This window comes from Anaeromyxobacter oryzae (assembly GCF_023169945.1).
Taxonomy (GTDB): Bacteria; Myxococcota; Myxococcia; order Myxococcales; family Anaeromyxobacteraceae; genus Anaeromyxobacter; species Anaeromyxobacter oryzae.
Window position 1 is genome coordinate 833616 of sequence record NZ_AP025591.1, and the last position, 26104, is coordinate 859719.

Annotated in this window: 14 protein-coding genes; 4 read left to right on the forward strand and 10 right to left on the reverse strand. The window is 75.4% G+C overall.

Going from position 1 to position 26104, the window contains the following annotated elements:
* Window positions 1–53 precede the first annotated feature (53 nt).
* From AMOR_RS03550 to AMOR_RS03585, 8 genes are all read right to left on the reverse strand, one after another.
* The gene (locus tag AMOR_RS03550; RefSeq protein WP_248358484.1) at window positions 54–2144 is read right to left on the reverse strand and encodes a hypothetical protein; all 2091 of its coding nucleotides are present in this window, start codon (window positions 2142–2144) and stop codon (window positions 54–56) included.
* Between the two features lie 364 nt (window positions 2145–2508).
* Window positions 2509–3651 carry an HNH endonuclease gene (locus AMOR_RS03555; protein ID WP_248358486.1) on the reverse strand — a complete coding sequence of 381 codons (1143 nt, stop codon included), beginning with the start codon at window positions 3649–3651 and terminating at the stop codon, window positions 2509–2511.
* A gap of 531 nt (window positions 3652–4182) precedes the next feature.
* A complete protein-coding gene (gene purH / locus AMOR_RS03560) occupies window positions 4183–5760 on the reverse strand; it encodes a bifunctional phosphoribosylaminoimidazolecarboxamide formyltransferase/IMP cyclohydrolase (protein ID WP_248358487.1) in 1578 nt (525 codons plus the stop codon).
* Between the two features lie 115 nt (window positions 5761–5875).
* Window positions 5876–6421, reverse strand: coding sequence for a sigma factor-like helix-turn-helix DNA-binding protein (locus AMOR_RS03565; protein WP_248358489.1), 546 nt, complete (start codon window positions 6419–6421; stop codon window positions 5876–5878).
* Window positions 6422–6501: 80 nt separating this feature from the next.
* A complete protein-coding gene (locus AMOR_RS03570; protein WP_248358491.1) occupies window positions 6502–6999 on the reverse strand; it encodes a MerR family transcriptional regulator in 498 nt (165 codons plus the stop codon).
* Window positions 7000–7187: 188 nt separating this feature from the next.
* Complete coding sequence (locus AMOR_RS03575) at window positions 7188–8846, reverse strand: serine/threonine-protein kinase (protein WP_248358493.1); 1659 nt, start codon at window positions 8844–8846, stop codon at window positions 7188–7190.
* A gap of 110 nt (window positions 8847–8956) precedes the next feature.
* Window positions 8957–10807 (reverse strand): DUF4091 domain-containing protein, encoded by a 1851-nt coding sequence (locus AMOR_RS03580; protein ID WP_248358495.1) that lies wholly within the window; start codon window positions 10805–10807, stop codon window positions 8957–8959.
* Between the two features lie 484 nt (window positions 10808–11291).
* On the reverse strand, window positions 11292–11867 hold the full coding sequence (locus AMOR_RS03585; protein WP_248358497.1) for a hypothetical protein: 576 nt from the start codon (window positions 11865–11867) through the stop codon (window positions 11292–11294).
* Window positions 11868–12182: 315 nt separating this feature from the next.
* On the opposite strand from AMOR_RS03585, the gene AMOR_RS03590 reads away from it, so the two are divergent.
* The 4 genes from AMOR_RS03590 to AMOR_RS03605 all read left to right on the forward strand — a co-directional run bounded on the left by AMOR_RS03590 (window position 12183) and on the right by AMOR_RS03605 (window position 18129).
* A complete protein-coding gene (locus AMOR_RS03590) occupies window positions 12183–14363 on the forward strand; it encodes a heparinase II/III family protein (protein ID WP_248358499.1) in 2181 nt (726 codons plus the stop codon).
* The gene (locus AMOR_RS03595; RefSeq protein WP_248358501.1) at window positions 14360–15703 is read left to right on the forward strand and encodes a nucleotide sugar dehydrogenase; all 1344 of its coding nucleotides are present in this window, start codon (window positions 14360–14362) and stop codon (window positions 15701–15703) included. Before AMOR_RS03590 ends, AMOR_RS03595 begins: the two co-directional genes overlap by 4 nt.
* A 108-nt stretch (window positions 15704–15811) precedes the next feature.
* Window positions 15812–17653, forward strand: a complete 1842-nt coding sequence (locus tag AMOR_RS03600) for a TldD/PmbA family protein (protein ID WP_404800936.1) — start codon at window positions 15812–15814, stop codon at window positions 17651–17653.
* Window positions 17650–18129 (forward strand): hypothetical protein, encoded by a 480-nt coding sequence (locus AMOR_RS03605; RefSeq protein WP_248358503.1) that lies wholly within the window; start codon window positions 17650–17652, stop codon window positions 18127–18129. The genes AMOR_RS03600 and AMOR_RS03605 overlap by 4 nt, the downstream gene beginning before the upstream one ends.
* Window positions 18130–18367: 238 nt before the next feature.
* Here the strand turns inward: AMOR_RS03605 and AMOR_RS03610 are convergent, their stop codons facing one another.
* Both AMOR_RS03610 and AMOR_RS03615 read right to left on the reverse strand, forming a co-directional pair.
* On the reverse strand, window positions 18368–19285 hold the full coding sequence (locus tag AMOR_RS03610) for a DMT family transporter (protein WP_248358505.1): 918 nt from the start codon (window positions 19283–19285) through the stop codon (window positions 18368–18370).
* Window positions 19286–19330: 45 nt separating this feature from the next.
* Window positions 19331–26020 (reverse strand): Ig-like domain-containing protein, encoded by a 6690-nt coding sequence (locus tag AMOR_RS03615; RefSeq protein WP_248358507.1) that lies wholly within the window; start codon window positions 26018–26020, stop codon window positions 19331–19333.
* Window positions 26021–26104 lie beyond the last annotated feature (84 nt).

The window sequence follows — 26104 nt, forward strand, 5'->3', positions numbered from 1 at the left end:
CCCGGGCTTATACCACGCCGAAACGGCCCCGGGCGGTCCTCCGCGCGGCGGGCTCAGCGCGCTCGCGCGGGTCCGTCCAGCTCGAGCAGGGCGCCGCGGGCAGGCCACACGGCGGGGTCCTCGCGCACCAGCGCGGCGAGCGCGGGCCGGGCCGCCGGGTCTCCCCGATCGGCGGCGAGTCGCGCGACGGCCAGGCGGGCGGTCGCGAGATCCGGCACGGCCTCGAGGGCCGCGCCGTACGCCCGGTCCGCGTCGTCGAGGCGTCCGAGCGCCTCGAGCGCGCGGGCGTGGACCGCGTTCGCGAAGGCGTCCTCCGGCCGGCCCTGGACCGCGGCGCGGGCGAGCGGGAGCGCCGCCCGGGGCTGGCCGCGATCGAGCGCGACCTGGGCGAGGAGCGCCAGCGGCGCGGCCGCCTGCGGGGAGGCCGCGAGCGCGCCGCGGGCGAGCCGCTCCGCCGCCTGCGTGTGGCCGAGGAGCAGCTCGCACGCGGCCGCGGCCGCGAGCGCATCCGCGGCGCGCCCGGGCTCGGCCCGGGCGAGGTCCGCGTACCTTCGAGCCGCGTCCGCGAGGGGCGCGGGCCCCTCCCAGAAGTCGGTGGGGCCGTGGCGGACCCGCGCCTCCAGCGGATCGCGCGCGAGCGCGGCGGCCGAGACGCGAAGGGCCGCCGCGGCCATCCGGAGCCGGAGCAGCGCGCCACCCGCGGAGAGGGCGACCGTCGCGTCCCGGGGCGCGGCGGCGGCGGCCGCGAGCCAGGCCGGCGCAGCGTCCTCGGCCGGCATCGACAGCTCGGCCGCGTACGCCGCGAGGACCGCCCGGGCCACGGGCCCCCCGCGGGCCCCGAGCACCCCGGCCGACTCGCGGGTCGCGGCCGCGTCGGCGGCCTCGAACGCGAGGAGCGCCGCCTGGAACCGCGCGGGCGCGCTGCCCGGTACGCGCTTCAGCGCCATCTCCACCGCGTCCACCGCGGCGGCGCGATCGCCCGCGGCGCGCGTCACCGCGGCGCGGTGGGCGAGGATCCGGGCTGCGAGGAAGTCGCCGGGGCCCCTCGCGAGCGCCGCGTCGAGGTGGCGGCGCGCGGCGGCGAGATCCCCATCCACCTGGTACGCGAGCCGCGCGAGCAGCAGCGGCGGCTCGGCGGCCGCGCCGTCCGCCGCCGCCCACCGCGCGAGCGCGGCGCGCGCGGCGTCCCACCGGCCCGCGGCGGTCTCGATCTCCGCGGTGAGCGCCAGCGCGCCGGCGTGCCCGGGGTCCTGCGCGAGCCGCGACCCGGCGAGGGCGAGCGCTGCGGCCGCGTCCCCCGCCGCCCAGCGGGCGCGCGCCGCCGCGGAGATGAGCCGGCGATCCGCGGGCGCGTCCGCGGCCGCGGCCTCGAGCTCGCGCGCCGCGGCCTCCGGGTCGCGGCCGGCGATCGCGAGCCCGGCGGCGAGCCGGACCTCCGGGTCGCGCGGTGCCGCGGCGAGCGCGCGCCGGGCAGCGTCCTCCGCCTGCGCGACGTTGGCGGCGCTCGGGACCGCGAGCAGCAGGCGGGTCGACGCGGCGAGGAGCGGGCCGTCCCCGGGCGAGCGCGCGAGCGCGTCGCGGACGACGTCGTGCGCGGCGGCGAGCTCCGCGCCGGTCGTGTCGTCCCCGACGGTCGCCGCGAACGCCGAGACCCAGGCGGCGACCGCGTCGGCCCGGCGCGGCGCGGCAGCGAGGGCGAGGCGCGCGTAGCGGAGCGCGTCCTCGGCGCGGGCCGGCAGGTCGGCCGCGAGCGCGGCGCGCGCGTTGGCCAGCTGCCGGTCGGCGTCGGCGTCGTCGGGGGACGCTGCCGGAGGCAGGACGCCTGTGGCGCGCCAGCGCCCGACGAGCGCCTCGGCCGCGGACGGCGGCGGCGCCGGTGCCGGCGCCGGGCGGAGGGCGCGGCGGCCGAGGACGACGCCGGCGGTCACCGCGACCAGCGCGAGCGCGACGGCGGCCGCGAGGACGCGCCGCGACGGGCCGGCGGCGCGGGCGGGTGCGCGTGGCGGGACGGCGGGGGCGGCCGCTGCGGGGCGGTGCGTCCTCCGTTGCGCGCGGGAGGCGCAGCCGGGGCACACGGCGGCGCCGGCGCGCGCCGCGTCGCCCTCGAAGACGGCGAAGCACAACGGGCAGGTCACGGGCGCCATGGCGCGGAGAGTACCGCACCCGGACCGCTCGCCGGCGTACGGCGGACACGGGAGGTGGGATCCCGAGGTCGACGCGGCTCGACGAGGCGCGGCAACCCCGAACCCGAACCCGGCGCCCGTGTCCCCCTCACCCCGGACCCTGACGATTCATCACATCTCGGACCACCGCGACCGTCGCCGCAGGGACGCCTCGTCTGTGTTGGCGAGCGGGGAAGGGGCTCTAGAAGAAGGGGGACGGCCGGGGCGTGGCCGCAGGGGCGAGACGTCGCCGCGGGGATCGGCCACCAAGACGCCTGCGTCGCGACGACGGCGATGGGGCCTGGCCAGCCGGAGGCTTCGGGAGGCGCTCCGGCGCGCCCGACGGTCACGTCGGCCCGGTCAGGGCCGCGGCGGGAACTTCGGAGCGCGCACCCGCCGAGCCGGCGTCGCGGCGTCCCGTCGCCGCGGTGGCCTTGCGGGCCGGCGCGTACCTGTCCATCCATGCATCGCCGAAGATCCTCCGTGCGGCGAGCAAGTTGTGCCGAGCGCAGAGGAGGCGAACGTTCTCGATCGTCGACTTCCCGCCGAGCGCCTTCGGCTGGATGTGGTCGTACTGGAGACGGTGGCGCGAGCCGCAGACGCCGCCGTTCTCGAGAGCCCACCGACAGCAGCCGCCGTCCCGCACCCACACCGCCCGCTTCACCTCCGCCGGGATGTGGTCCGGTCTCGACGGCCGCTTCTCGCGCCGCGGCTTCTCGACCAGGCCCTTCCGCTTCTTGGCCCGGTCGAGGAGGAGGTCGAGCGCGACCTCGAGGATCTCCTCGGTGCTCGCCCCCGGATGCGAGTGGGAGAGCGCGTCCCCGGCGTCGGCAACCTTCGCCTCGAACCGCTTCGTGACGGTGAGGTGCATCCGACGGAGGTCGGCAGTGAGCGGCTCGAAGGTCGGCGGCGTCGTCCGGGAGACCGGGGCGTTCACGGTCCGTGTGGCCACTTTGGCATCGACGAGTTCTGCCGGCGAACCGGGCGCAATGACACAGGCGGTCGCCGGCGCGCCGAGCTCGAGCGCTGCGGCGGGTTCGGGGTCGCGAGCCGACGGCGGCGCCGCGACGCGAACGGTCGTCACGACCTCCCGGCGCGGAGGCCGCTCCACCGGCTTCAGCTCAGCGACGACCGCCCGCGCCTCCTGCTTCGAGAGGTGGAGGAACCGGGGGATCACCTCGTACCGGTTCTCCGGCGTGAGCACCTGGGCGAGCTCGCCGACGGTGGAGAGGCACAGCTTGCCGTCCTCGAGCGGCTCGACCAGCTCGGGGAAGCGCTGGATGAGCTCGGCGGCGGTCTTCCGGTAGAAGGCCGCGCTCTTCGAGAGCCCGAGCTCCCGGTTCAGGTAGGTGAAGAGGCTCGGGTAGCCGAGCTCGAGCCACAGCCGCTTCGCGTCGAAGTCGGCCAGCGCGACGAGGAAGGCCGCCATCGCGTGGTGCTCGCGGCGGAGGAGCTCGGAGAGGCGGATCGAGGAGTCGCGAGCGTTCATGCGGGCATCGTCTCACGCGAATTCTCACCCTCCGCAAACGCACGGATTCGAGCACTGGCGCGAGAATTGGCGAGCCGCCTCGCGCCGGGGTTCGGACGCCGCTCGCGACGCGCAACGCGCGCGGAGCGCTGCGGGAGAGGCGTCCTCGCGTGGGCGCGACGCGCGATCCGCGAAAGCGCCGGAGACGTGTCAACCGCCCGACGCGATCCGTTGGGTTCCCCCGAACGCGCCCGCATCCGCGTCTCGCGCCGGGAGCTCGCCGTCATTGCGACGCAGGCTTCTTGGTAGCCGATCCACGCGGTCGACGTTTCCTCACCGCGGACCCGCCTCGGCCGGCCCCCTTCTCAGCCCTCCTTCACTTTCACCGATGAAGACCGGTTGGGCGCGAGGCGCCGGTTCTCGTTCGGTTGTGATGAATCATGAGCCCCGGCCCTCTCCCCCAGGCTCTGCCGGGGGGAGGGGTGGAACCCGCGCGACCGCGAACGCGACTGCGAGCTGGACCGCGTTCGCGTTCGCGAATCGCGAACGCGACTAGTGCCGGAAGTGCCGCATCCCGGTCGCGACCATCGCGATGCCGGCCGCGTCGGCCGCCGCGACCACCTCGGCGTCTCGCATCGAGCCGCCCGGCTGGATGATCGCCGTGGCGCCCGCCTTGATGATCTCCTCGACGCCGTCCTTGAACGGGAAGAACGCGTCCGACCCGACGGAGGAGCCGCGCACGTCGAGCTGGGCCTTCATCACCGCCGTCTTCACCGATTCGACGCGGCTCGTCTGGCCGCCGCCGATGGCGACCGTGCGATCGCCCTTCGCGAACACGATGGCGTTCGACTTCACGTGCTTCACGACCTTCCACGCGAAGAGGAGATCCCGCCACTCCTCCTCGGTCGGCGCGCGCTTCGTCATCACCTTGCAGTCCTCGCGGCGGATGGACCCGAGGTCGCGGTCCATCACGAGGAGCCCGCCGGGGATCGACCGCAGCTCCCGCTGCTCCTCCGGCCGGCGCTTCCAGGCGGACCGCGGCTCGCCGAGGCGCGGCGCCTCGAGGAGGCGGAGGTTCTTCTTCACGGCGAGCGCCGCGCGGGCGTCGTCGGAGTAGGACGGGGCGATGATGCACTCGAGGAAGAGGTTCGTGAGCTCCTCCGCGGCGGCGTAGTCCACCGGGCGGTTCAGCGCGACGATGCCGCCGAACGCGGAGACCGGATCGCACTCGCGCGCGCGGGCGAACGCCTCGCCGGGCGTCTTCCCGACGGCGACCCCGCACGGCGTGTTGTGCTTGATCACGACCGCCGCGGCGACGCCGTCGAACTCCTTCACGCCGGCGAGGGCGGCCTCGAGGTCGAGGAGGTTGTTGTAGCTGAGCTCCTTGCCCTGCAGCACCTTCGCGAACGCGACCGTCGGCTCGTCCGGCTCGCGGCCGGCCCGGTAGAACGCGCCGGCCTGGTGCGGGTTCTCGCCGTAGCGGAGGTCCTGGACCTTCGTGTAGACGGCGGCGAGCGTCTGCGGGAAGTGCGCCGGCTCCGCGGCGGGCGTCTCGCGCGCCGTCAGGTACTCGGAGATGGCCGCGTCGTAGGACGCGGTGTGCGCGAACGCCTTCTTCATCAGGTAGAAGCGCGTCGCCTCCGAGAGCGCCTTCGTCTGCTCGAGCTCCGCGGCGACCTTCTCGTAGTCCGCCGGATCGACGATCACCCCGACGTGCGCCGAGTTCTTCGCCGCGCTCCGAACCATGGTCGGGCCGCCGATGTCGATCTCCTCGACGCACTCGGCGAACGGCTTCCCCGCGGCGACCGCCTCGCGGAAGGGGTAGAGGTTCACCACGACGAGGTCGATGGGCGGGATGTCCCGCGCCTTCACGTCCGCCTCGTCCGAGGCGAGGCCGCGCCGGTAGAGGATGCCGCCGTGCACGCGCGGGTGGAGCGTCTTCACGCGGCCGCCGAGGATCTCCGGGGCCTGGGTGTAGTCGCCGACCGAGACGACCTTCACGCCGGCGTCGGCGAGCGCCTTCTGCGTGCCGCCGGTGGAGAGCAGCTCCACCCCGAGGGCGGCGAGACGCCTGGCGAAGGGGACGAGACCGGTCTTGTCGGAGACCGAGACGAGCGCACGGCGGACCATGTAGGGCGACCTCCTCTGGAGGGCTGCCCTTGTAGCGAACGCCGGGTCCGCTTTCAAGGCGCGCGGTGCCGCCCGGGCGCCGGGGAGGCGCCCGCCGGATACCGCCCGGGGACCGCTACGGCTCGTCCGCGCCGTGAGGCGGCGGGATCCGCGGCTCGTCCTCGGTGATCGTGCGGAGCTTCGAGAGCCCGCGCGTCTCGACCTGCCGGATGCGCTCGCGGGTGAGGTTCATGATCGTCCCCACCTCCTCGAGCGTGATCCCTCCCCGGTCGGCGACGTCCAGCGCGCAGGTCTCGTCGAGCTCCCACACCTCCCGGTCCGGGAAGTTGAGCTTGATGGACCCGGTCGTCGGGTTCACGTCCAGGTAGAGGTGGTGCTTGCAGGAGATGAACATGCAGGGCCGGGGGCCGTTCGCGCAGTCGGCGCGCGAGCGCGGCCGGCGAGCCTCCATCTCCCGCATCGTCGCGTCCAGCTCCGGGTCCATGAGCCCGAAGGCCCGCTGGCGCCGCAGCTCCCGCGCGATCTCCTTGCGGGACATCGTCTTCGACCGCCGCCGGCCCCGCTTGCCGTCGCCGTCCAGCTCCTCCCCGCCGAGCGCCTGGTCCTGCTCCTGCTCCGGCTGCTCCGGCGCGGGCTCCGCGGTCCGATTCACCTCGCTCATCCCCTGCCCTCCCTCTCCGCCACGGGCGCCCCCGGGGGCGCCGTCCACCATCCACGGGCGCCGGGCCGGCGCCGCGATCGTCACGCCTCGACGGCTTGCGCCGTCACCGTGGCGACCGCTCCCCCCACCTTCTCGATCCGCTCGAGCGCCTTCCGAACCTCGCGCTCCGCCCGGACGAGCTCGTCCTCGAACTGCCTGCGGCGCGGGTGCGCCCGCGCCTTCCGCGTGAGCTCCTCGACGAGCTCCTGGAGACCCTTCTCCACGTCCTCGAGCCGGTTCCGCACCGTCACGAAGCTGCCGCGGATGTCCTCGACCGTGTAGCCCTCCGCCATCATCCGCTTGATGAGCGCGATCCGCCGGACCACCGAGACCGGGTAGAGCCCGGTCGACCCGGTGTGCTTGCCCTTGCGGCCGACCCGCCGGCTCCGGGGCAAGAGCCCCATCTGCACGTACTTCCGGAACGTCGCGGCAGACAGCCGCGCGCCCTTCTCCGCGAACAGCCGCACGACCTCGACGCTCGTGATCCCGGCGGCCCTGTCCCGCTCGAGGCGGGCGATCTCGTCGTCGCGGAAATCCACTCAGGATTCTCTATTCTTAATCCTACACTGAAAACTTGATTTGGACGGTAATCCATTGAGTGGCTTTGGTCAACCCGCGAATGGCGCGCCACGGCGGGGCGTCCCGCCGCAGGTGGGCGGTCACCGTCCGGCGAGGCGGCCGGCGTGAAGCGCGGTCTGGAGGGGATCGGCCCCGGGTCCGGGGCGGATCAGCGGCCGAGGCCGGCGGCCCAGTCGGTGCGGCGGCCGGGGGCGATCTCGACCCAGGCCTCGCGCATCCCGTGGCGCGGATGCGAGGCGCGGACGCGGTACCGGCCGGGAGGGAGCGGGATCGTCATCGGCGTCTCGCCGACGGGGCGACCGTCGACGGAGACGTACGCCCAGGACGGCGAGGTGACGTGCAGCAGGCCGGGCGAGGTCGCGTCGGAGGGCGCGGGAGCGGCCTTCACCGGCGCAGGGTGGATGACCGGCGGGGTCGAGACTGGGGTCGGTGCCGGGGTCGCGAGCGTGGCCGTCGACGTGCCCGTGGCCGTGCCCGTCGACGTGCCCGGCCTCTCCGTGACCGTGACCCGCGTCCCGTCGCCCGTGGCCCCTGCCCCGCTCTCCGTGCCCGCCCCGGCCGTGGTCGCGGTCGGGCCAGGGTCCACGGGACCTGGGGCGCGGGAGCCGGGCACCGGGGGCGGGTTCGCGTTCGGGTTCGGGTTCGACCTGGTGATCGAGAGAAGGCCTCCCACGCCCACGACGACCGACACGGCGAGGGCGGCGATCGCGGCCCACCTCCTCCGCCGCCGCGTCCCCGGCGCTGCCGTTCGCGTGAGCCCGTCCCCTCCCGTCTCCTCCGCCGGCACCTCGTCCGCGGCGGCGCCCATCGCGCCCCCGGGCGTGCCGGGAGCCGCCCGCGGGCGCACCACGGTCCGCTCCACCGCGCGCGCCGGGGCCGGCGTCGCGCCGTCCGGCCAGAGGCGATGCATGAGGCCCCGCAGCTCGAAGTCCTCGGGCGAGCGCACGAGGCCGAGCAGGACGCGGCCGAGCGCGTTCGCCAGCTCCTGCGCGGACGCGGTGCGCCGGGCGGGATCCCGCTCGAGCGCGCCCAGGACGACCCCGTCGAGCTCGGGCGGCACCGCCTCGTTCCAGGCGGACGGCGGCGACGGTGGCGCGCCGTCGACCACCGCCGCGTACGTCGCGGCCTCGGTGTCCCGCGCGAACAGCCGGCGCCCGGCGCAGAGCTCCCAGAGGACGACGCCGAGCGCGAACACGTCCGCGCGGGAGTCCACCGCACCACCGCCGCGCGCCTGCTCCGGCGGCATGTACGCGAGCTTGCCCTTCACGGTGCCGGGCTCCGTGAGGCCGGCGCGGCTCATCGCGCGCGCGATCCCGAAGTCGGCGAGCTTCACCTCGCCCTCGAAGGACACGAGCACGTTGTGCGGGGAGACGTCCCGGTGGACGATCCCGAGCGGCGCGCCGTCCGGGCCGGGGAGCCGGTGGGCGTAGGCGAGCCCCTTCGCCACCTCGGCGCCGACGTGCACCGCGCGCGGAAGCCCGAGCTTCTGCCCCAGCTCCCGCGCCCGCTCCGCGACGGCCGCGAGCGTCCGGCCGCGGACGAGCTCCATCGCGATGAAGTACCGGCCGTCGACCTGGTCGAAGTCGAACACCTGGACGACGTTCGCGTGGGTGAGCCGGGAGGCGAGCCGCGCCTCCTCGATGAACATCCGGACGAAGTCGCTCCGCGCCTCGTGCTCGCCGCGCACGAGCTTCAGCGCGACCTCCTTCACGACGCCGGCAGCCCCCGTCGTCTCGGCGCGCCACACGTCGGCCATCCCGCCGGACGCGAGGAGCTCGAGGAGGCGGTATCGGCCGAACGTACGCACGGTCCGTGATTGTAGCCGAGCGTCGCGCGGCACCAAGAACGTGGAAAAGGGAGCGGGCGCGGCCGATCCCGGCCGCGCCCGCGAGCGCTGCGATCTGCGTCCGGCGCGGACTACCGACGCCGCGCCACGACCGCGGCGAGGGCCCGGCGGAGCGTCCCGCCGCGCGCCGCGAGGAGGAGCAGCGGGAGCGCGAGGAGCGTCGCGCCGCCGGTGCCGCCCGTCGAGCCGCACCCGCCCTTGCTGGCGGTGGCGGTGGCGGCGGCGGCGGGACCGCCGACGGTCGCGCCCTCGGTGCCGGTGAAGCCCTTCCCCTTCGCCGCGAGGATGCGCTTCGCGATCTCCTCGCGCGCCGCCGCGAGCTTGTCGGGAGCGACGTCGGTCGTCCACGCGTTCGGGAACAGGTCGCGCGCGACCTGCCGGGCGCCGTCGCGGTCACCGGCGTCCGCGAGCAGCTTCAGGTACTCGTAGTCCTCCATGCCCTCGCGGATCATCTTGAGCCGGATGGACGCGACCGGGATGTCGGTCTTGCCGCCGATGCGGGACGGGGTGCCCGGGTAGAAGAGCGTGCCGTCGCCGTTGCCCGTGAAGTCCCACTGGTTCGACCAGGCGTCGTGCGTGAACGCGTTCGCGGTCTCCCAGTACAGCTCGCCGCTCGCGTCCTCGAGGAAGGAGAACCACTCCATCGCGCGGTTCCGGGTCGCGGACGCGTCGATCATGTAGCTCGGCCAGCCCGTGTAGTACTTGTCCGAGTCCGACGGCGAGCCGATGTTCACCGTGCCGCCGCAGCCGTGGCTCATGCAGCTCTGGTAGAGCCACAGCTCCTTCGTCTTCCCCGACTGGAGCCAGCCGTCGTAGCGCGAGCGCTGATCGCCGGCGACGGCGCTGCCCGGCTTGTCGTCCGTCCAGTTGATGACCGGCACCATGATGTCGATCGACTTGTCGACGCCGTGGTCCTGCGCGTCCCAGATCTGCGTCGTCACGAGCGTGCGGAAGTCCGGGTCGGCGTCGTGCGCGACCTGGGCGCGGGGACCGATGTCGCCCCAGGCGCAGGTGAGGGGCGGCTCGTCGCAGGTGTAGTCGAAGAGGCGATCGAACCAGCCGCGGGACTTCGCGAGGCCGGCCCACTGCCGGTGCTCGTCCACGCTCTGGCGGCTGCCCATGTACTTCACTGCCGTGAGCTTCGCGCCCTGGAGCTGCGTCGGCGCCTTGCCGTCGATGAGCGGCCCGTAGAAGCGGTCGATGTGAGCGGGGTCGAAGCTCGCGCCGTCGTCGGTGATGCCGGTGAGCGTGATGTGGTGGTCGAGGGCGAGCTGGCCGTAGCGCGCGCGGAGGGCCGCGTGGTCGTCACCGGACACCTTGTGCACCGCCATGAGCAGCCCGTACGACAGGTTGAACGCGGTGCGGAGCGAGGACGTGGAGGGGAGCACGAAGTCCCACACCACGAGCGAGAACGGGATCTTCGCCTCGCCGTCGCTCGAGCTGACGGTCACCTCGCCCTGGTAGGTCCCGGGCGCCGCGTCGGCGGGCACGTGGACCTCCACCCAGATCGCGCGGCTCTCGCCGCTGCTCACGTCGAACGGGAACGCGTTGCGCTGCTCGCCGACGACGTCGTCGACGTCCGGGACGAGCGCGTCCGGCCACTTGCCGGTGGCGCCGTCGAGCGCCGAGGGGTGCGCGAGGTCGATGAGGTCCTCGCGGAAGAGGCGCGGCGCGTCCAGCTTCGACGGGCCGGAGATCGTCGCCTTCGCGCTCACCTTCGACGCGGGGCCCGTCACCACCACCTGGAAGGCCTCGAACTCGTTGCGGGCGGCCGCGATGCGCGCGTCGGTCGTCGCGCGCGGCTTCGCGTCGGGCCGGATCTTCTCGCTCGCGGAGGCGGTCCACACCTCGCCCGCGCGGGAGGCAAGCGGGGCAAGGGTGAGCGCCATGGCAGCGGCGAGGACGGCTCGGCGGGTCTTCATCGGGTCGGCTCCTTTCCGGGTTCGTTGCAGCGCTCCCGAAACGGAGGGCCTACCGACCGAATTTCTCGTCCCCTGGTGAGCAAACGTGCGTGGAGGAGGGTGTGGCTCGGCCGCTGGCGCAGGCCATCCGACGTTCGGCGCCAGGGAGGACGCACGGCCCCACCCGGCCGCACACGCGGCTCGCTCGCTCGTTTTCTGGCGGCAGCTCTAGGACGAGCCGTGCTGGCCCGGTCCCCCAACGCGCGCACGGGCGGGCGCCCGGCGCTGCGGCTTCACTCCGGGCGCAGCTTCGCCCGTGGAGAATATGGGGGGCGATCGCTCCGGGGAGGTGCGATCCGGGGAAGGGAGGACGTCAGGCCGGGCGCGCTACCCGCTCGCCCCGACCGTTCGAGAGGCTCGGGGGAAGCGCTTCCGGCGCATCCGCTCGTGGCTCGACAGGCTCACCACGAGCGGTCCCGGCCTCCTCCACCGAACGGTGCCTGCCTCACTCCCCGACGTGACCGAGCCACGCCGGGAGCGGCGGCGGCCGGGCCGCGGCGGGGCGGGCCTGCGGCAGGGGCGGCGGGCGGACCGTGCCGATCCGCGCCGGCGGCGTCGCGACCGGGCGCGCGCCCTCGCGGCTCGCCGGCACCACCGCGGGCCCGCGCTCCAGCAGATCGATCCGCATCCGGACCCGCTCGAGGCGGTCGAGCGACGCGGCGAGCGCCTCGTCGAGCCACTCGTCCGCGGCACGCCGCTCGTCGGCGGCGATGATGCGCCCGGCGCGCCGGAGCGCGCTCCAGATCGCCCGGTGCAGCAGCTTGAACTCCCGGGCGACCCGCGCCGGCTGGGCGCCCGAGCGGACGAGCACCGTGCACCGTTGCAGGCCGTCCGCGCCGCGCGGCCGTGACGGCGGCACGTCCCCTCGGAGCGCGAGCGACAGCTCCCGGAGGAACGGTCCGACGGCGAACCCGATCGCGGGCTCGCCGCCCAGCTCGTCCTCCACGGCGCGCCTCCACGTCTCCGTGATCTCGCCCCGCTGCTCCTCGATCAGGAGCCCCACCGCAACCGCGCCGCCCACGCTGCCTCCTCGGACCGAGCCGGACCGTGCGGCATCGCGCCGGCCCCGCCGCGAGTGAAGCAAGGCGCCTGCCAGTGCCCGGAACACGCCGCCGGCGGATCCGGACCCGCGGCGGCGCCGTCGAATGGGAAAGCTCGTTCCCATCCGGTGAAGAGCCGCGCCGCCGGAGCGCCCCGCGGGCGCCCCGTGCCGCGCGCTCCGTGCGCTCCCCTCGCGGCCCACCGCGCTGGCCGGGCCTTTGCTTCGTGGTGCTGCCCGAGAGGCTGGCGCCCGTCCAGGGCGCGACCGGGAGGCGGGAGGAGGGGCGCGCGGACCGTGGCGGCCTCGGGCCGTGGCGGCGCGGGCGCGCGCGGCTCCGAGCGGGCGGACGTCCCCCCGGACGAGACGATGGCGATCGGCTACTACGGATTCCTCGCGACGCGGGTGGCCCCGCAGCGCCTCCTCGCGACGGCGGCGCGGCGCGCCGTGCGCGGCGCCTGGAACAGGCTCGCCCCGCCGCTCGCGCCACCGCCGGAGCGGCTCCTCGCCGTCCTCGGCTGCGACGCGCCCCCCGCGCTCGCGACGCTGCTCGCACGGCCCCGACCGGCGCGCCCCGCGTGGACGGCCGGCGCGCTCCGCCGGGCCCTCGAGCGGCACGCGCCGGGCGAGGTCGCGCGCACCGTCGCCCGCGCCGACGCGGCCGCGGAGGGTCGCCTCACGGTGTACGGGCGGGTCGTCGACGCGCGGCGCGCCGACGGCGGCCTCGACTGGCAGCGCGACTTCGTGCACGGCGGCTGGTTCGTGGGCTGGGCCCCGTCCGGCGCGCTCCCGCCCGCGCCGGAGCTGGACGTGAAGATGGCCTGGGCCCTCGCGCGTGGCGAGCAGTGGGTGGCGCTCGCGCAGGGCGCGGTGCTCGACCCGCGCCACGGGGACGACCTCGCCGCGGCGCTCGCCACCTCCGTCCAGGACTTCGTCCGCGCGAACCCGGTCGGCCACGGCGTCCACTGGACGAGCGCGATGGAGGCCGCGATCCGGGCGTGGAACCTCACCGTCGCCCTCTGGATCCTGTCGTTCCGCCGGCGTGAGCCGGACCCGGCCCTCGCCGTCGACGCCGTCCGGCTCCTCGTCGCGACGGGGCGCTTCGTGCTCGCCCACCTCGAGGACGACACGGCCGTCCCGAACAACCACCTCGTCACGGACTGGGTGGGGCTCCTCGCGTGCGCGGGCGCGCTGCCGGAGTGGCCGGAGGCGCCGCGCTGGCGCGCCCTGGCCGTCGACGGGCTCCGCCGCGCCATCGCCGAGCAGGTGAACGAGGACGGCACGAGCTTCGAGGGGTCCGTCGCCTACCAGCGCTTCTCCCTCGAGCTGTACGTGGCGGGGCTGCTGCTCGCGCACGCCGCCCGGACGGGCCTGGGCCGCGGCTACGCGCGGCGCCTCGCGGGGCTCTTCGGCGCGACGCGGGCGCTGCTCTCGTCCTCCGGCGAGCTGCCGCAGCTCGGGGACAACGACTCGGGGCACGTCCTCGCGGTCGCCGCGCGCGGGGCGACCGAGGGCGGGTACCTGCTGCCGCTCGGCGCTGCGCTGCTCCGCGATCCCTCGCTCCTCGTCCGGCCCGGCGCGGGCGACGCCGTCGAGGTCGCCTGGCTGCTCGGGCCCGCGGCGCTCGAGTGGGTGGCGGGGGCCCGGCCCGGCCCGGCGCCGCGCAGCGCGGTGTTCCGCGACGGCGGCTTCCACGCGCTCCGGCGCGGGCCGGTCGAGGCGTTCGTCTCGTGCGGCCCGAACGGCCAGCGCGGCATCGGCGGCCACAACCACAACGACAAGCTCGCGCTCGAGCTCTTCGTCGCAGGCGTTCGCGCGGTGTGCGATCCGGGGATGCCGGTGTACGGGCGCGACCCCGCGCTCCGCGACGCCTTCCGCTCCACCCGCGCGCACGCGACCGCGGTCGTGGACGGGCTCGAGCAGGCGCCGCTCGTCCCCGGCCGGATCTTCGCGCTGCCCGAGGCGGCGGGCGCCCGGGTCGTGGCGTTCTCGTCCGGCGAGGAGGCCGACCATCTCGCGGGCGAGCACCGCGGCTTCGTCCCGCGCGCCGGCGTGGTCCACCGCCGCGAGCTGTGGGCGGCCGAGGCGGGGCTCGTCGCCGTCGACCGGATCCTCGGCCGCGGCACGCACGCCATCGAGCTGCGCTGGCCGCTCGCGTCGACGCGCGCGCGCCTCCGCCGGGTCACGGGCGCGGAGGCCGCCGCCCTCGCGCGGCTCGCGCTCCTGGCGCGGCTCCGCCGTCCCGTCGATCCCGAGCACGCCGTCGAGGTCCCGCTCGGCGGCGCGGGCCGGCTGCTCGTCGCCTTCGCGTGCCCCGCGGGGCTCGTGCCCGAGCTCGGACCCGCGCTGCGCGCGCGGGGCTACGGCGAGCTCGAGGACGCCTCCGCGATCCTCCTCGCCGGCCCGGTCGCGTGCCCCGCCGCGCTCGCCACCCTGTTCCTCCACCTCCCCGCAGAAGAACGGAGCCCGACGTCATGATCGAGCCGCAGCCCATCCTCCAGGCCAGCCACCTGCTCTCCCGCCTCGCCGACCGCACCGCGCGCATCGCCGTGGTCGGGCTCGGCTACGTGGGCCTGCCCCTCGCGCTGACCTTCTCGCGCCGCGGCGGCCTCCGCGCCGTCGGCATCGACGTGGATCCGGAGAAGCCGCGCCTCCTCGACGCCGGGAAGAGCTACCTCAGGACGGTCGACGCGGCGGACGTTGCGGAGGCCGTGGACGGCGGGAAGCTCCAGGCGACCACCGACTTCGCCCGGGCCGCGGCGTGCGACGCGGTCGTCATCTGCGTGCCGACCCCCCTCACCCGCGAGCGCGAGCCGGACCTCACCTACATCGAGCGGACCGGCGAGGCGCTCGCGCCGCACGTCCGGCCGGGACAGGCGGTCGTCCTCGAGTCGACCTCCTACCCCGGCACGACGGAGGAGGTGCTCCTGCCCATCCTCGAGCGCGGGAGCGGCCTCCGCGCCGGGCGCGACTTCTTCCTCGCGTTCTCGCCCGAGCGGGAGAACCCGGGGTCCGGGGTCGCGACGCACACCATCCCGAAGATCGTCGGCGGCTACACGCCCGCCTGCCTCGAGGCGGCGCTCGCGCTCTACGGCTCGTCGTTCGATCGCGTGGTGCCGGTCTCGTCCACCCGCGTCGCCGAGATGACGAAGCTCCTCGAGAACGTGTTCCGCAGCGTGAACATCGCGCTCGTGAACGAGCTCAAGATGCTCTGCCACCGCATGGGCATGGACGTGAACGAGGTGATCGACGCCGCGTCCACGAAGCCGTTCGGGTTCATGCCGTTCCAGCCCGGCCCAGGGCTCGGCGGGCACTGCATCCCCATCGACCCCTTCTACCTGACCTGGAAGGCCCGCCAGTACGAGTTCCAGACCCGGTTCATCGAGCTCGCCGGCGAGGTGAACACGGACATGCCGCGGTACGTGATCCACCGGACGATGGAGGCGCTGAACGAGCGCGGGCGGACGCTCAAGGACGCCCGCATCCTGGTGCTCGGGATCGCCTACAAGAAGGACGTGGACGACATGCGCGAGAGCCCGGCGGTGCGGCTCATCGAGCTCCTGCAGGAGCGCGGCGCCCAGGTCGTCTACCACGATCCGTACGTGCCGCGGGTGCCGCGCATGCGCCAGCACCGCCTCGACATGGTGAGCGTCCCGCTCACCGACGACGCGCTCGCGACCGCGGACGCGGTGCTCATCGCGACCGACCACTCAACCATCGACTACGCGCGGGTCGTCGACCGGTCCCGCCTCGTCATCGACACCCGGAACGCCTGCAGGGCGGTCCGGGTGGGGCGCGAGAAGATCGTGAAGGCGTGAGGGTCGGGAGGGGCCGCTGCGGCATCCGGCCCCGGGCCGGGGCCCCGGCGAGCCGGCGCGCGGCGTCAGGGCGTGCTAGAGACGATCGGGAATCCCGAGACCGCACCCGTGACCATCGCCCGACTGCTCGCCCCGCTGCTGCTCGCCGCCGTCCCCGCTCTCTCGACACCCGCCGCTCCGCGGGCCGGGAGCGCGGCCCTGGTGGCCCCCGCGTCGCCCGCCGCGCCCGCGGACGACCGCCTTGCCACCCTCGACGCGATGCGGGCGGAGCTCGCGCGCTCGATGGAGCGGCTGCGCCTGAAGGGGTACGAGGCGCCCTACTTCCTCTCGTACCAGGTGGTGGACGTCTCGAAGCAGGACCTCACCGGGCGGTACGGCGCGATCTTCGACGACCACCCGCGGCGGGACCGGAACCTCCTCGTCGACCTGCGGGTCGGATCGTACGCGTTCGACTCCTCCGGGCCCGAGGAGGCCACCATCGTGATCGGCGGCGGCGGCGGCGACGACGGGCCGACCTGGTATGCGCCGAAGGACGCCCCCGTCGACGGGGACGTGACGGCGCTGCGGAACGCGCTCTGGCTCGCGACCGACGAGAGGTACAAGGAGGCGCTCTCCGCCTACTTCAAGAAGAAGTCGAAGGCCGTGTATCGCGAGGAGGAGCCGGACCGGGCGCCGAGCTTCTCGCGCGAGGCTCCCGTCCACCACGTGGACGCGCCCCGCCCGTTCCCCTTCGATCGCGAGCGCTGGCAGGGGATCATCCGGGAGACCACGGCGGCCTTCCGCGACCACCCCCAGGTGTTCGACTCGCAGGTCCGCGTCACCGCGGAGAAGCAGGTCCGGTGGTTCGCCTCGAGCGAGGGCTCCGCGCTCGTGACGGAGCAGACGATCTACGGCGTCCACGTCCAGGCGGTGGCGCGCGCCCCGGACGGCCAGCTGCTCGAGGACGGCCGCGACTTCTACGCACGCTCCGAGGCGGAGCTGCCCCCGCCGGACGCGCTCCGCGCGGCCGCCGAGGCCGTGATCCGGGAGCTGGAGGCGCTGCGGTCGGCGCCCGCCATCGACCCGTACACCGGCCCGGCGATCCTCGAGCCGGAGGCGACCGGCGTCCTGTTCCACGAGGCCGTCGGGCACCGGCTCGAGGGCGAGCGGATGGACGACGATCAGGAGGGACAGACCTACAAGGGACAGATCGGGCAGGTCGTCCTGCCGACCTTCCTCACGATCGTGGACGACCCGACGCTCGATCAGGTGGGCGGCGTCGCGCTCAACGGGACGTACGCGTTCGACGAGCAGGGCGTGCCCGCGAAGCGCACGGTGCTCGTCCGGGACGGGAAGCTCGAGAGCTATCTCCTCTCGCGCAAGCCGGTGAAGCCGTTCGAGCGGTCCAACGGCCACGGCCGCGCCCAGGCGAACCGACAGCCCATGGCGCGCATGTCGAACCTCGTCGTCGAATCGCGGAAGCGCGTGAGCTCCGAGGAGCTGAAGCGGATGCTCATGGCGGAGGCGCGCCGGCAGGGGAAGCCGTTCGGGCTCGTGATCCGCGACATCACCGGCGGGAACACCAACACCATGTCGTACGGGTACCAGGCGTTCAAGGGGACGCCCAGGCTCGTCTACCGCGTCGACGCGAAGACCGGAAAGGAGGAGCTGGTCCGCGGAGTGGAGCTGATCGGCACCCCGCTCACGAGCATCAACAAGGTGCTCGCCACCGGCGACTGGTCGCGCGTGTTCAACGGCTACTGCGGCGCGGAGAGCGGCTACGTCCCGGTCTCGACCATCGCCCCCGAGGCGCTCATCGGGGAGCTCGAGCTGCAGCGCGTGACGAAGGCGAACGAGCGGAGCCCGATCCTGCCGGCGCCCTGGACCGAGCGGGCGACCCCGCAGTCCACCGCGCCCGCGTCCGCGCCCGCCGCGCCGTCCGCGCCGTCCTCGAAGGAGGCCTCGCGATGAGCCTGCCTCTGCCCCTCCCGCCGCTCGATCGGGTCCTCGGCCAGCCCCGGCGCGCCGCGCTCGACGCCTTCGCCCGCGCCGGTTGGCGCCCCTACGCGACCCCCATCACGCTCGACGCCGAGCGGCGGCGCCTCCTCAACATCGATCTGTCCGAGCCGGAGGTCGCGTTCGAGGCGGACGGCGACCTCGCGGCCGTCGCGCACGTCGAGACCGACCGGCAGGGGATCGTGACGCACGCCGAGATCGTCGGCGCGGAGCCGGCGGAGCCGGTGCGGGTCTCGCTCGCGCTGCTCGGCGGGGCCACGGGTTCGCCGAAGACCGGCGGGAACGCCGAGGCCCGCGAGTGGGTGTGGGGGCCGGAGTCCGGCGCGGACGTCGAGATCGCGGGCGAGCCGGTCCGGCTGTGGATGTGCGCGGAGCGGGCGTACGGGGACCGGCTGTGGCTGGTGGCGAGCCTGGTGCGGCGGAGCGTGTAGGTGCGCGCGTCGTAGACCTTCCCGCGCGCGGCTGGCACGCACGGCATTGCGGGCGGCCCACCATGCGCAGCAGCACCTCACCAGGACGGCACCGCCGCGGGTCACGTGGAGCGCAGGCCGACGCGAGGGTTCGAGCCCCGCCCCCACAGCGGACGTCTCCAGTACTGAAACCCCACGCGACGAGAACGCGAAGGCGTGACGTCGACACGCGTTCCGCTCGGAGCGAGCGCTCCCGCGTCTAGCTCGAGCTGGCCCGGAGCAGCCCGCCGCCACTCACGATGAGGATGCCAGCCAGGACGAGGACGGCGCCGCCGGCGAAGGTCTTGCTGATGGGGTCCCCGAGGACGACGACGCCGAACGCCACGCCGAAGATCGGCGTCATGAAGGAGAACACCGACAGCCGGGTCGCGAGGTAACGCCGCAGCAACCAGAACCAGGTCAGGTAGCTCGCGAACGAGACGACGACGCCCTGGAACGCGAGGCTCCCCCACGCGACGGGTGTCAGGGAGACGCGGCCGGCCTGGCCCGACCCGAGGGCGACGGCCAGCAGCAGCACGAACCCGACCCCGAGCTGGTAGAGGAGCGTCTGCGCGGGTGGCGCCTCCGACAGCGCAGACGTGCGGATCACCACGGTGGTGGCCCCCCACGCAGCGCCCGCGAGGACGCCGAGCAGATCTCCGGCGAGCCTGGACGTCATCGTGCCGCCCGCGGCCGTGCCGCCCAGGAACGCGAGCGCGATCCCGGCGAACGCGACGGCGATGCCGAGCCACTGGTGCCTCCGCAGCCGCTCGGCCGGGACGAGCAGGTGAAGCCCGATCGCGGTGAAGACGGGGGACGTGTACAGGAACACCGCCATGTGCGAGGCCGAGGTGCGTCGCAGGCCCTCGGCGACGAAGAGGAACTCGGCCGCGAACAGCGCACCTGCCACGAGACCGGGGCGCGCGGTCCGGCCCCGCATCGAGAGCTGCTCGCCGCGCCAGGCGCTGAACGCGGCGACGAGGAGCGCGCTGAGCCCGGACCGCAGCGCGACCTGCATGATGGGCGCGACGGCGGGCGCCGCGAGCTTGATCGCCACCTGCTGCGCACCCCAGATCGCGCACAGCAGCAGCATGGTGCCGGCCGCGAACCCGTCGATGGGCCTCCTCGTCGTGCTCATCTGGCGCGATCGCCTCGTGGACCCGGGCGCCCGCGCCCCGATCCCTTACGGGAACGCCTCCACGGGCGCGGGGACCGCGTGCGCCGTCGTCGTCCCGTCGCCGAGCTGGCCGGAGAGGTTCCCGCCCCAGCACCGCGCGGTGCCATCGCCGAGGAGCGCGCAGCTGTGCGTCTCGCCGACGACCACCTGGCGCGCGCCGGTCACCCCGGCCGCCACCACGGGCGTGGCACTGTCGCTCGTACCGCCGTCGCCGAGCTGGCCGCTCGCGTTCGAGCCCCAGCAGCGGACGGTGCCCTCCGCGAGGACGGCGCACGCGTGGTTCGGGCCGACGGCGAGGTCGATCGCGTTGGCCAGGCCGGCGACCGGCGCCGCCGCGTCCGAGGACGCGGCGAGGTTGGAGGGGTCGCCCAGCTGGCCGTGCGCGTTCGCGCCCCAGCAGGAGATCCCGCCGCCGGCGTCCCGGGCGCAGGTGGTGTCGCCGCCGCCGGCATCGATCTGCACGACGTCCTCGGTGAGCCCGTACACGCTCACGGGGACAGGGCTCAGCGCGGCCGCCGCGCCTGCCGTTCCGAGCTGACCGGAGCCGTTGTCACCCCAGCACGAGACCGCGCCGTCGCGATCGATGGCGCAGGCGTGGAGCGCGCCAACCGTGACGCCGCGCACGTAGAAGCCACCGCCGCCCACGGCCGCACTGCTCGCGGTGGGATCGCCCGTCGTGTTGCGACCGAGCTGGCCGCGGTCGTTGCGGCCCCAGCACTCCAGGGCGCCGACGGGGTTCGCGCCGCACGCATGATCGCCGATCGCGACCGGCCAGTCCGGGCGGGCGAGGCCGCCCGGCGGGAGGTTGCGGATCGGGCCGGTGAACGTCGGGTCCCCGAGCTGGAGGAACTCGTTCGACCCCCAGCAGGTCGCCCCGGAGACCGTGCCGAAGCACGTGTTCGCGCCGCCGGCGACGACGGCGCCGGCGCCGGACGCCACGTCCGCGGGGAGCAGCGCGTTGACGGGCTGGCCGTTCCCGACCTGGCCCGCGGAGTTCGAGCCGAAGCAGCGGACCGCGCCGTCGGCGAGCATCGCGCAGGTGTGCGCGCGCCCCGCAGCGAGCGCCGTCGCGCCCGGCGCGCCGTTCAGGAGGAGCGGGCTCAGCGTCGTGCCGCCCGCGGCCGGGTTCAGGCCCGAGCCGCCCGTGCCCCAGCAGTACGCCTGGCCGTTCTTCACGCCGCAGGTCTCGTCCTGGCCGGCGAAGAACGCCTTCCAGCCGGTGAAGCTGCCGTTCGCGAGCGCGGGCGACTTCCGGTCCGCATTGCCGCGATCGCCCATCTGGCCGAACGCGTCGTCGCCCCAGCACCAGGGCTCCCCGGTCGCGGCGATGATCGCGCAGGTGTGATTCCGGCCGAGGGTGAGGCGCGACGCCTGGGCGAGGCCGACCGGAAAGGGCGCGATGCGATCGCTCGTGGAGCCGTCGCCGATCTGGCCGTCGCCGTTCGCGCCGGCGCAGTAGATCTTGCCCTTGAGGGTGAGCGCGCAGGTGTGGGTCCAGCCGGCGTCCACCGAGACGTACCGATCGAAGGCGTCGAGCGGCGCCGGGTACGGGACCGGCGCGAGGGCCGGCGCTGGCGCGGGGACCAGTGCCGTGCCGTCGCCGAGCTGACCGTGCGTACGCGCTCCCCAGCAGCGGACCGATCCGTCCACGTAGGCCGCGCACGAGTGCTGGTCACCCGCCGCGATCCCCGTCGCGGCCACGACGCGGCCGTCGAGCGGCGAGAGGTACGCGGGGACCTGCACCACGCCGGAGCGGGCGGCCTGCGCGCCGTTCCCGAGCTGGCCCTGGTCGTCCTTGCCCCAGCACCGGATCGAGCCGTCGGCGAGCAGCGCGCACGTGTGGGCGCGTCCGCAGTCGATCGCCACGGCGGGCGTGGAGGCCCCGGTGGACACCCGCTGCGCCGTCGAGAACGGACCCGCGTTCACGGCCGGATCGATGCCCACCTGCTGCCCGTCGTTCGCGCCCCAGCAGTAGATCGCGCCGTCCTGCGCCAGCGCGCACGCGTGACTCTCGCCCGCCGAGATCGCCACCGCCGGCGGGAGCCCCACGACGGGACCGGTCACGGCGCTGCCGCCGGTGCCGAGCTGCGGGATCCCGGCGGTCTGCGAGAGGCACAGCACGCGCCCACCGCCGTCGAGCACGCACGTGAAGTAGGGCGTGCCGCCGGACGCAGCCGGTACGCCGTTGCCGCCGCTCGCGGTCGCGACGGCGCCGTTGCCGAACGTCTTCCCCATCTTCTGCGCGACGTTGCGGTCGGCGTTCCCGGCCTGGTCGTGCGCGCGGACCACGAAGAAGTACCGGGTGCCGGGCGAGAGGCCGGTCACGTCGTAGGTGATCGTGCCGGTGCCGCCGGTGACGGACGGCGGCGTCGCGGTGAACGTGCCGCCGGTGCAGCCGCCCCAGGACGTCGAGCGGCACACGTCGTAGACGATCCGGTCCTGCGTCGTCACCGCGTCCGTCGCGGCCTGCCAGGTCAGCCGGATCGATCCCGCGTCGCGGACGGTGACGGTCGCGAGGCCCGCGAACGCCGGCGGCGTCCCGTCGTGCACGTACGGCCGCGGCGCGGCCGTGCAGGGCGAGACGTTCCCGGCGGCGTCCACCGCGTTCGCGCCGAAGGTCGTCGTGGTGTCCTGCGGGACCGGCACCGGGATCGAGAACGCGCCCGCCGCGCTCGCGACGCCGGTCGAGACGAGCGTCCCGGCCGCGCAGCCGGGCGTCGTGAAGATCTGGACCGTCGCCTTCGCCTCCGCGGTCCCCGAGAACGTCGGGCCGGCGTTGCTCGTCGGGCCCGTCGGGAACGCAGCGGCGGTGTCGGTGAGGACCGGCGCGGCGGGCGCGATGGAGTCCTCGACGAAGGCGAGCGGGGTACCGCACGACGACGCGTTGTCCGCGGCGTCCGTCGCGCGGGCGCTGAAGGTCGTGGTCGCGTTCGGGTCGACGGGGACGACCAGGGAGAAGCTCCCGTCGGCGGCGACCGGCGCGGGGCCCAGGAGCGACCCGCAGGTCCCGTCGCGGTAGACGTTCACCGTCGCGGTCGGCTCGGTGGTGCCCGCGAGCGCGATCGTCCCGCCCGCCGCGGACACGTTCCGGGCGTGGTCGCTCGGCGGGCTCGACGAGAGTCCGGGAGCCGCCGGCGGCGTCGAGTCCTCGACGAACACGAGCGCGTCCGAGCAGGCCGAGGCGTTCCCCGCCGCGTCCCGCGCCTGGGCGAAGATCGAGGTGGCCGCGTTCCGCGGGATCGTCGCGCTCACGACGAAGCTGCCGTCTCCCGCCGCACTCCCGCCGCCCAGGAAGGTCCCACCGCAGCCGCCGCCGAAGAGGGTCACGCCGGCGCCGGCCTCCGCGTTTCCCGCGACGGTCACGGCCGCGGTGTTCGCGGGCGAGCCCGGCGTGACGGACGCGAGCGCCGGTCGAGCGGGGGGCGTCGAGTCCTCCACGTAGATCGGCCCCGGCACGCAGTCCGAGACGTTCCCGGCCGCGTCCGTCGCCGTGACCGCGAGCGCGGTCGTGGTGTCGTCCGCGACGTGGAAGCTCACGGCGTACGCGCCGCCGCCGCCCGCCGCCCCCGCCCCGAGCACGGGACCGGCGCAGGCCGGGTCGCCGTAGACGCGGACCGTCGCGCCGCCCTCGGCGACGCCGGAGAGCACCGGATCGTTGTCGTTCGCCGGCCCGGCCGGCGTGGTCGCCGTCGCGACGGGTGCGGCCGGCCGGAGCGAGTCCTCGACGAAGGCGAGCGTCGGCCCGCACGGGGAGACGTTCCCGGCGGGATCGGTCGCGCGCGCGGTGAATACCGTCGTCGCGTTCGCGTCCACCGCCACCGTCGCGGAGAACGCGCCGTCGGCCGCCACGACCGGCGCGGCGACCGGGGTCTCGCACGCGGCGCCGCGGAAGATCGACACGGTCGCGCCGGGCTCGACCGTCCCGGACAGGACGATGGTGCCGCCGGTCCGGGCGACGTTCTGCGGGTGGGCGCTCGAGGGGCTGGACCCGAGCGCGGGCGCGGCCGGCAGCGTCGAGTCCTGCACGAACGCGAGGGCGGTCGAGCAGCCGGAGACGTTCCCCGCCGCGTCGACGGCCTGCGCCACGAGCTCCGTCGTCGCGTCGCGCGCGACGCTCACGCCCACGGTGAACGTCCCCGCGCCGGACGCGGTGCCGGTGCCGAGGAACGGCCCGCCGCACGCGCCCGCGAACACGACCACCTCGGCCCCGGGCTCCGCCGTCCCCCTGACGTCCACGACCGCGGTGTTGGCGGGCGACGCCGGCGCCGTCGCGAGGACCACCGGGGCGCCGGGGGCCGTCGAGTCCTCCACGTAGATCGGTCCGGCCGCGCAGGCCGACCGGTTCCCCGCGGCGTCGGCCGCGTCGAGCTCGACCGCGGTGGTGGTGTCGTTCGCGACGTGGAAGGTGACCGCGAAGGCGCCGTTCGCGCCGGCCGTGGCGGTGGCGAGCACGGCGGCCGGCGCGCAGCCGCCGCCGGCGTAGACGCGGACCGTGGCGCCCGGCTCCGCCGTGCCCGACAGCACCGGGTCGTTGTCGTTGGCCGGAGACGCGGGCGTGGTCCCGCTCGCGACGGGGCTCGCCGGCGGGGTGAGGTCGTGCACGAACGTCAGCGCCGGGCCGCACGTGGAGTTGCCGGCCGCATCCGTGGCGCGCGCGGTGAACGGGAGGGTCGCGTCGGGCGGATCCTGGGGGATCGCGACGCTGGCCGAGAACCGCCCCGTGGCGTCCACCGCGGGCGCCGGCAGGAGCTCGGCGTCGCACGCGGCGCCACGGTACAGCTGCACCCGCGCGCCCGGCTCCGTCGCGCCGGAGATCACGATCGCGGAGGCGCTGGAGGGAGAACCCGGCGTGGCCGCGAGCACGACGCCGGCGGGCGGCGTCGAGTCCTCGACGAACCCGATGGGCGCCGAGCACGCGGACGCGTTCCCGACCGCGTCCCGCGCGTCGGCGTAGATCGCGATCGCCTGGTTCCGGTCCACGGTGACGGCGGCGGCGAACTGGCCGTCGATCGCCGACGCCTGCGCGACGCCGAGGAAGGCGCCGCCGCAGCCGCCGGCGTGCAGCGTCACCACCGCGCCGGGCTCGGCGCTCCCGACCACGGACACCGCCGCCGCGTTCGCGGGCGAGCCGGGGACGGTGCCGGCGAGGATCGGCGCCGCCGGGGGGGTCGAGTCCTGGACGTACAGCGGCCCGCTCGCGCACGCGGACGTGTTCCCCGCCCCGTCCGTCGCGTCGAGGTGGAGGGCCGTCGCGGCGTCGCGCGGCGCCGCGATCGTCACCGCGAACGCGCCGTCCGGACCCGCGACGCCCTCGCCGAGCACGCCGGCGGCGCCGGTGCACCCCGCGTCGCCGTACACGCGGACCACCGCGGCCGGCTCGGCGATGCCGGCCAGCACCGGCGCGAGGTCGCTCGAGGGCGACGCGGGCACGGTCGCGGAGGCGACGGGCGCGGCGGGCGGCGTCGAGTCCTCCACGAACGCCAGCGGGGCGCCGCACGGGGACGCGTTCCCCAGCGCGTCCGCCGCGCGAGCCGAGAAGGTCGTGCTCGCGTTCCGGTCGACGGCGACCTCGAGGGCGAACGTACCGTCCACGTCCGCGACGACCCGGCCGACCTCCGCGTCGCACGCCGCGCCGCGGTAGACCGTGACCGTCGCGCCCGCCTCCACGGCGCCCGACAGCACGATCGTGGCCGCGTTCCGCGGCACGTCGTTCGCGGGCGCCGAGGCGAGCGCCGGCACCGCGGGCGCCGTCGAGTCCTCGACGAAGACGATCGCGTCGGAGCAGGGCGAGACGTTGCCAGCTGCGTCGACCGCCTCCGCCACGATGGTGTTGGCCTGGTTCCGCGCCGCCGCGGCGTCCACCGCGAAGGCCCCGTCCGCGGCGACGGGTCCGGTCCCCACGATCGGCCCCTCGGCGCAGGTCCCCGCGTGCAGCCGGATCGTGGCGAGCGCCTCGGCCGTACCCGACACGGAGACGCTGGCCGCGTTCGCGGGCGAGGCGGGCGCGGTCGCGGCGAGGAGCGGGGCCTCGGGCGGGGTCGCGTCCTGGACGTACACCGGCCCGGGGAAGCAGCCGGACGTGTTGCCCGCGAAGTCGGTCACCTCCAGCCCGAACGTCGTGGTCGCGTCGTGCGGCACGTGGACCGTCACCGAGAACGCGCCGTCCGCGCCGGCGGCGGGGGCGGTCCCGAGCGGGGACCCCGCGCACGTCGCGTCGGCGAAGACGGCGACGCGTGCCAGCGGCTCGGTGGTGCCGGAGACGACCGGCGCGTCGACGTTCGAGGGCGACGCGGGCGTCACGGTCGCAGCGGCGGGCGCGCCCGGAGCGTCGCCGTCCACCACGTACGTGAACACGGGCCCGCAAGGCGACGCCTTGCCGTCGATCGACGCCGCCGCGCTGAACTCGGTCGTGGAGCCGGGCGCCACGGTCACCTTCACCGCGAACCCGCCGTCCACGCCGATGTGGACGCTGGCGAGCGGCGTTCCGACGCAGCCGGCGCCGGCGTAAACGGACAGTGTCGCGCCCGGGCGCGTGTACCCGACCAGGGTCGGATCGGTACGGTTCGACGGCGACGGCGGCTGCGACGAGAGCGTCGGCGCAGCCGGCGCGCTCGCGTCCCCGGTGCCGCCGCCCCCGCTGCAGGCGGCGAGCAGCGAAAGGGCGAGCCACGGGCCAGACGAGCGGACGACGCGCATGCCTCGAACCTCCGGGGGATGGAAGGAGGCTCGTAGCACGGCCGGACGACCGACCACAACCGGGGCATCCGCCCGGAAAGGCAT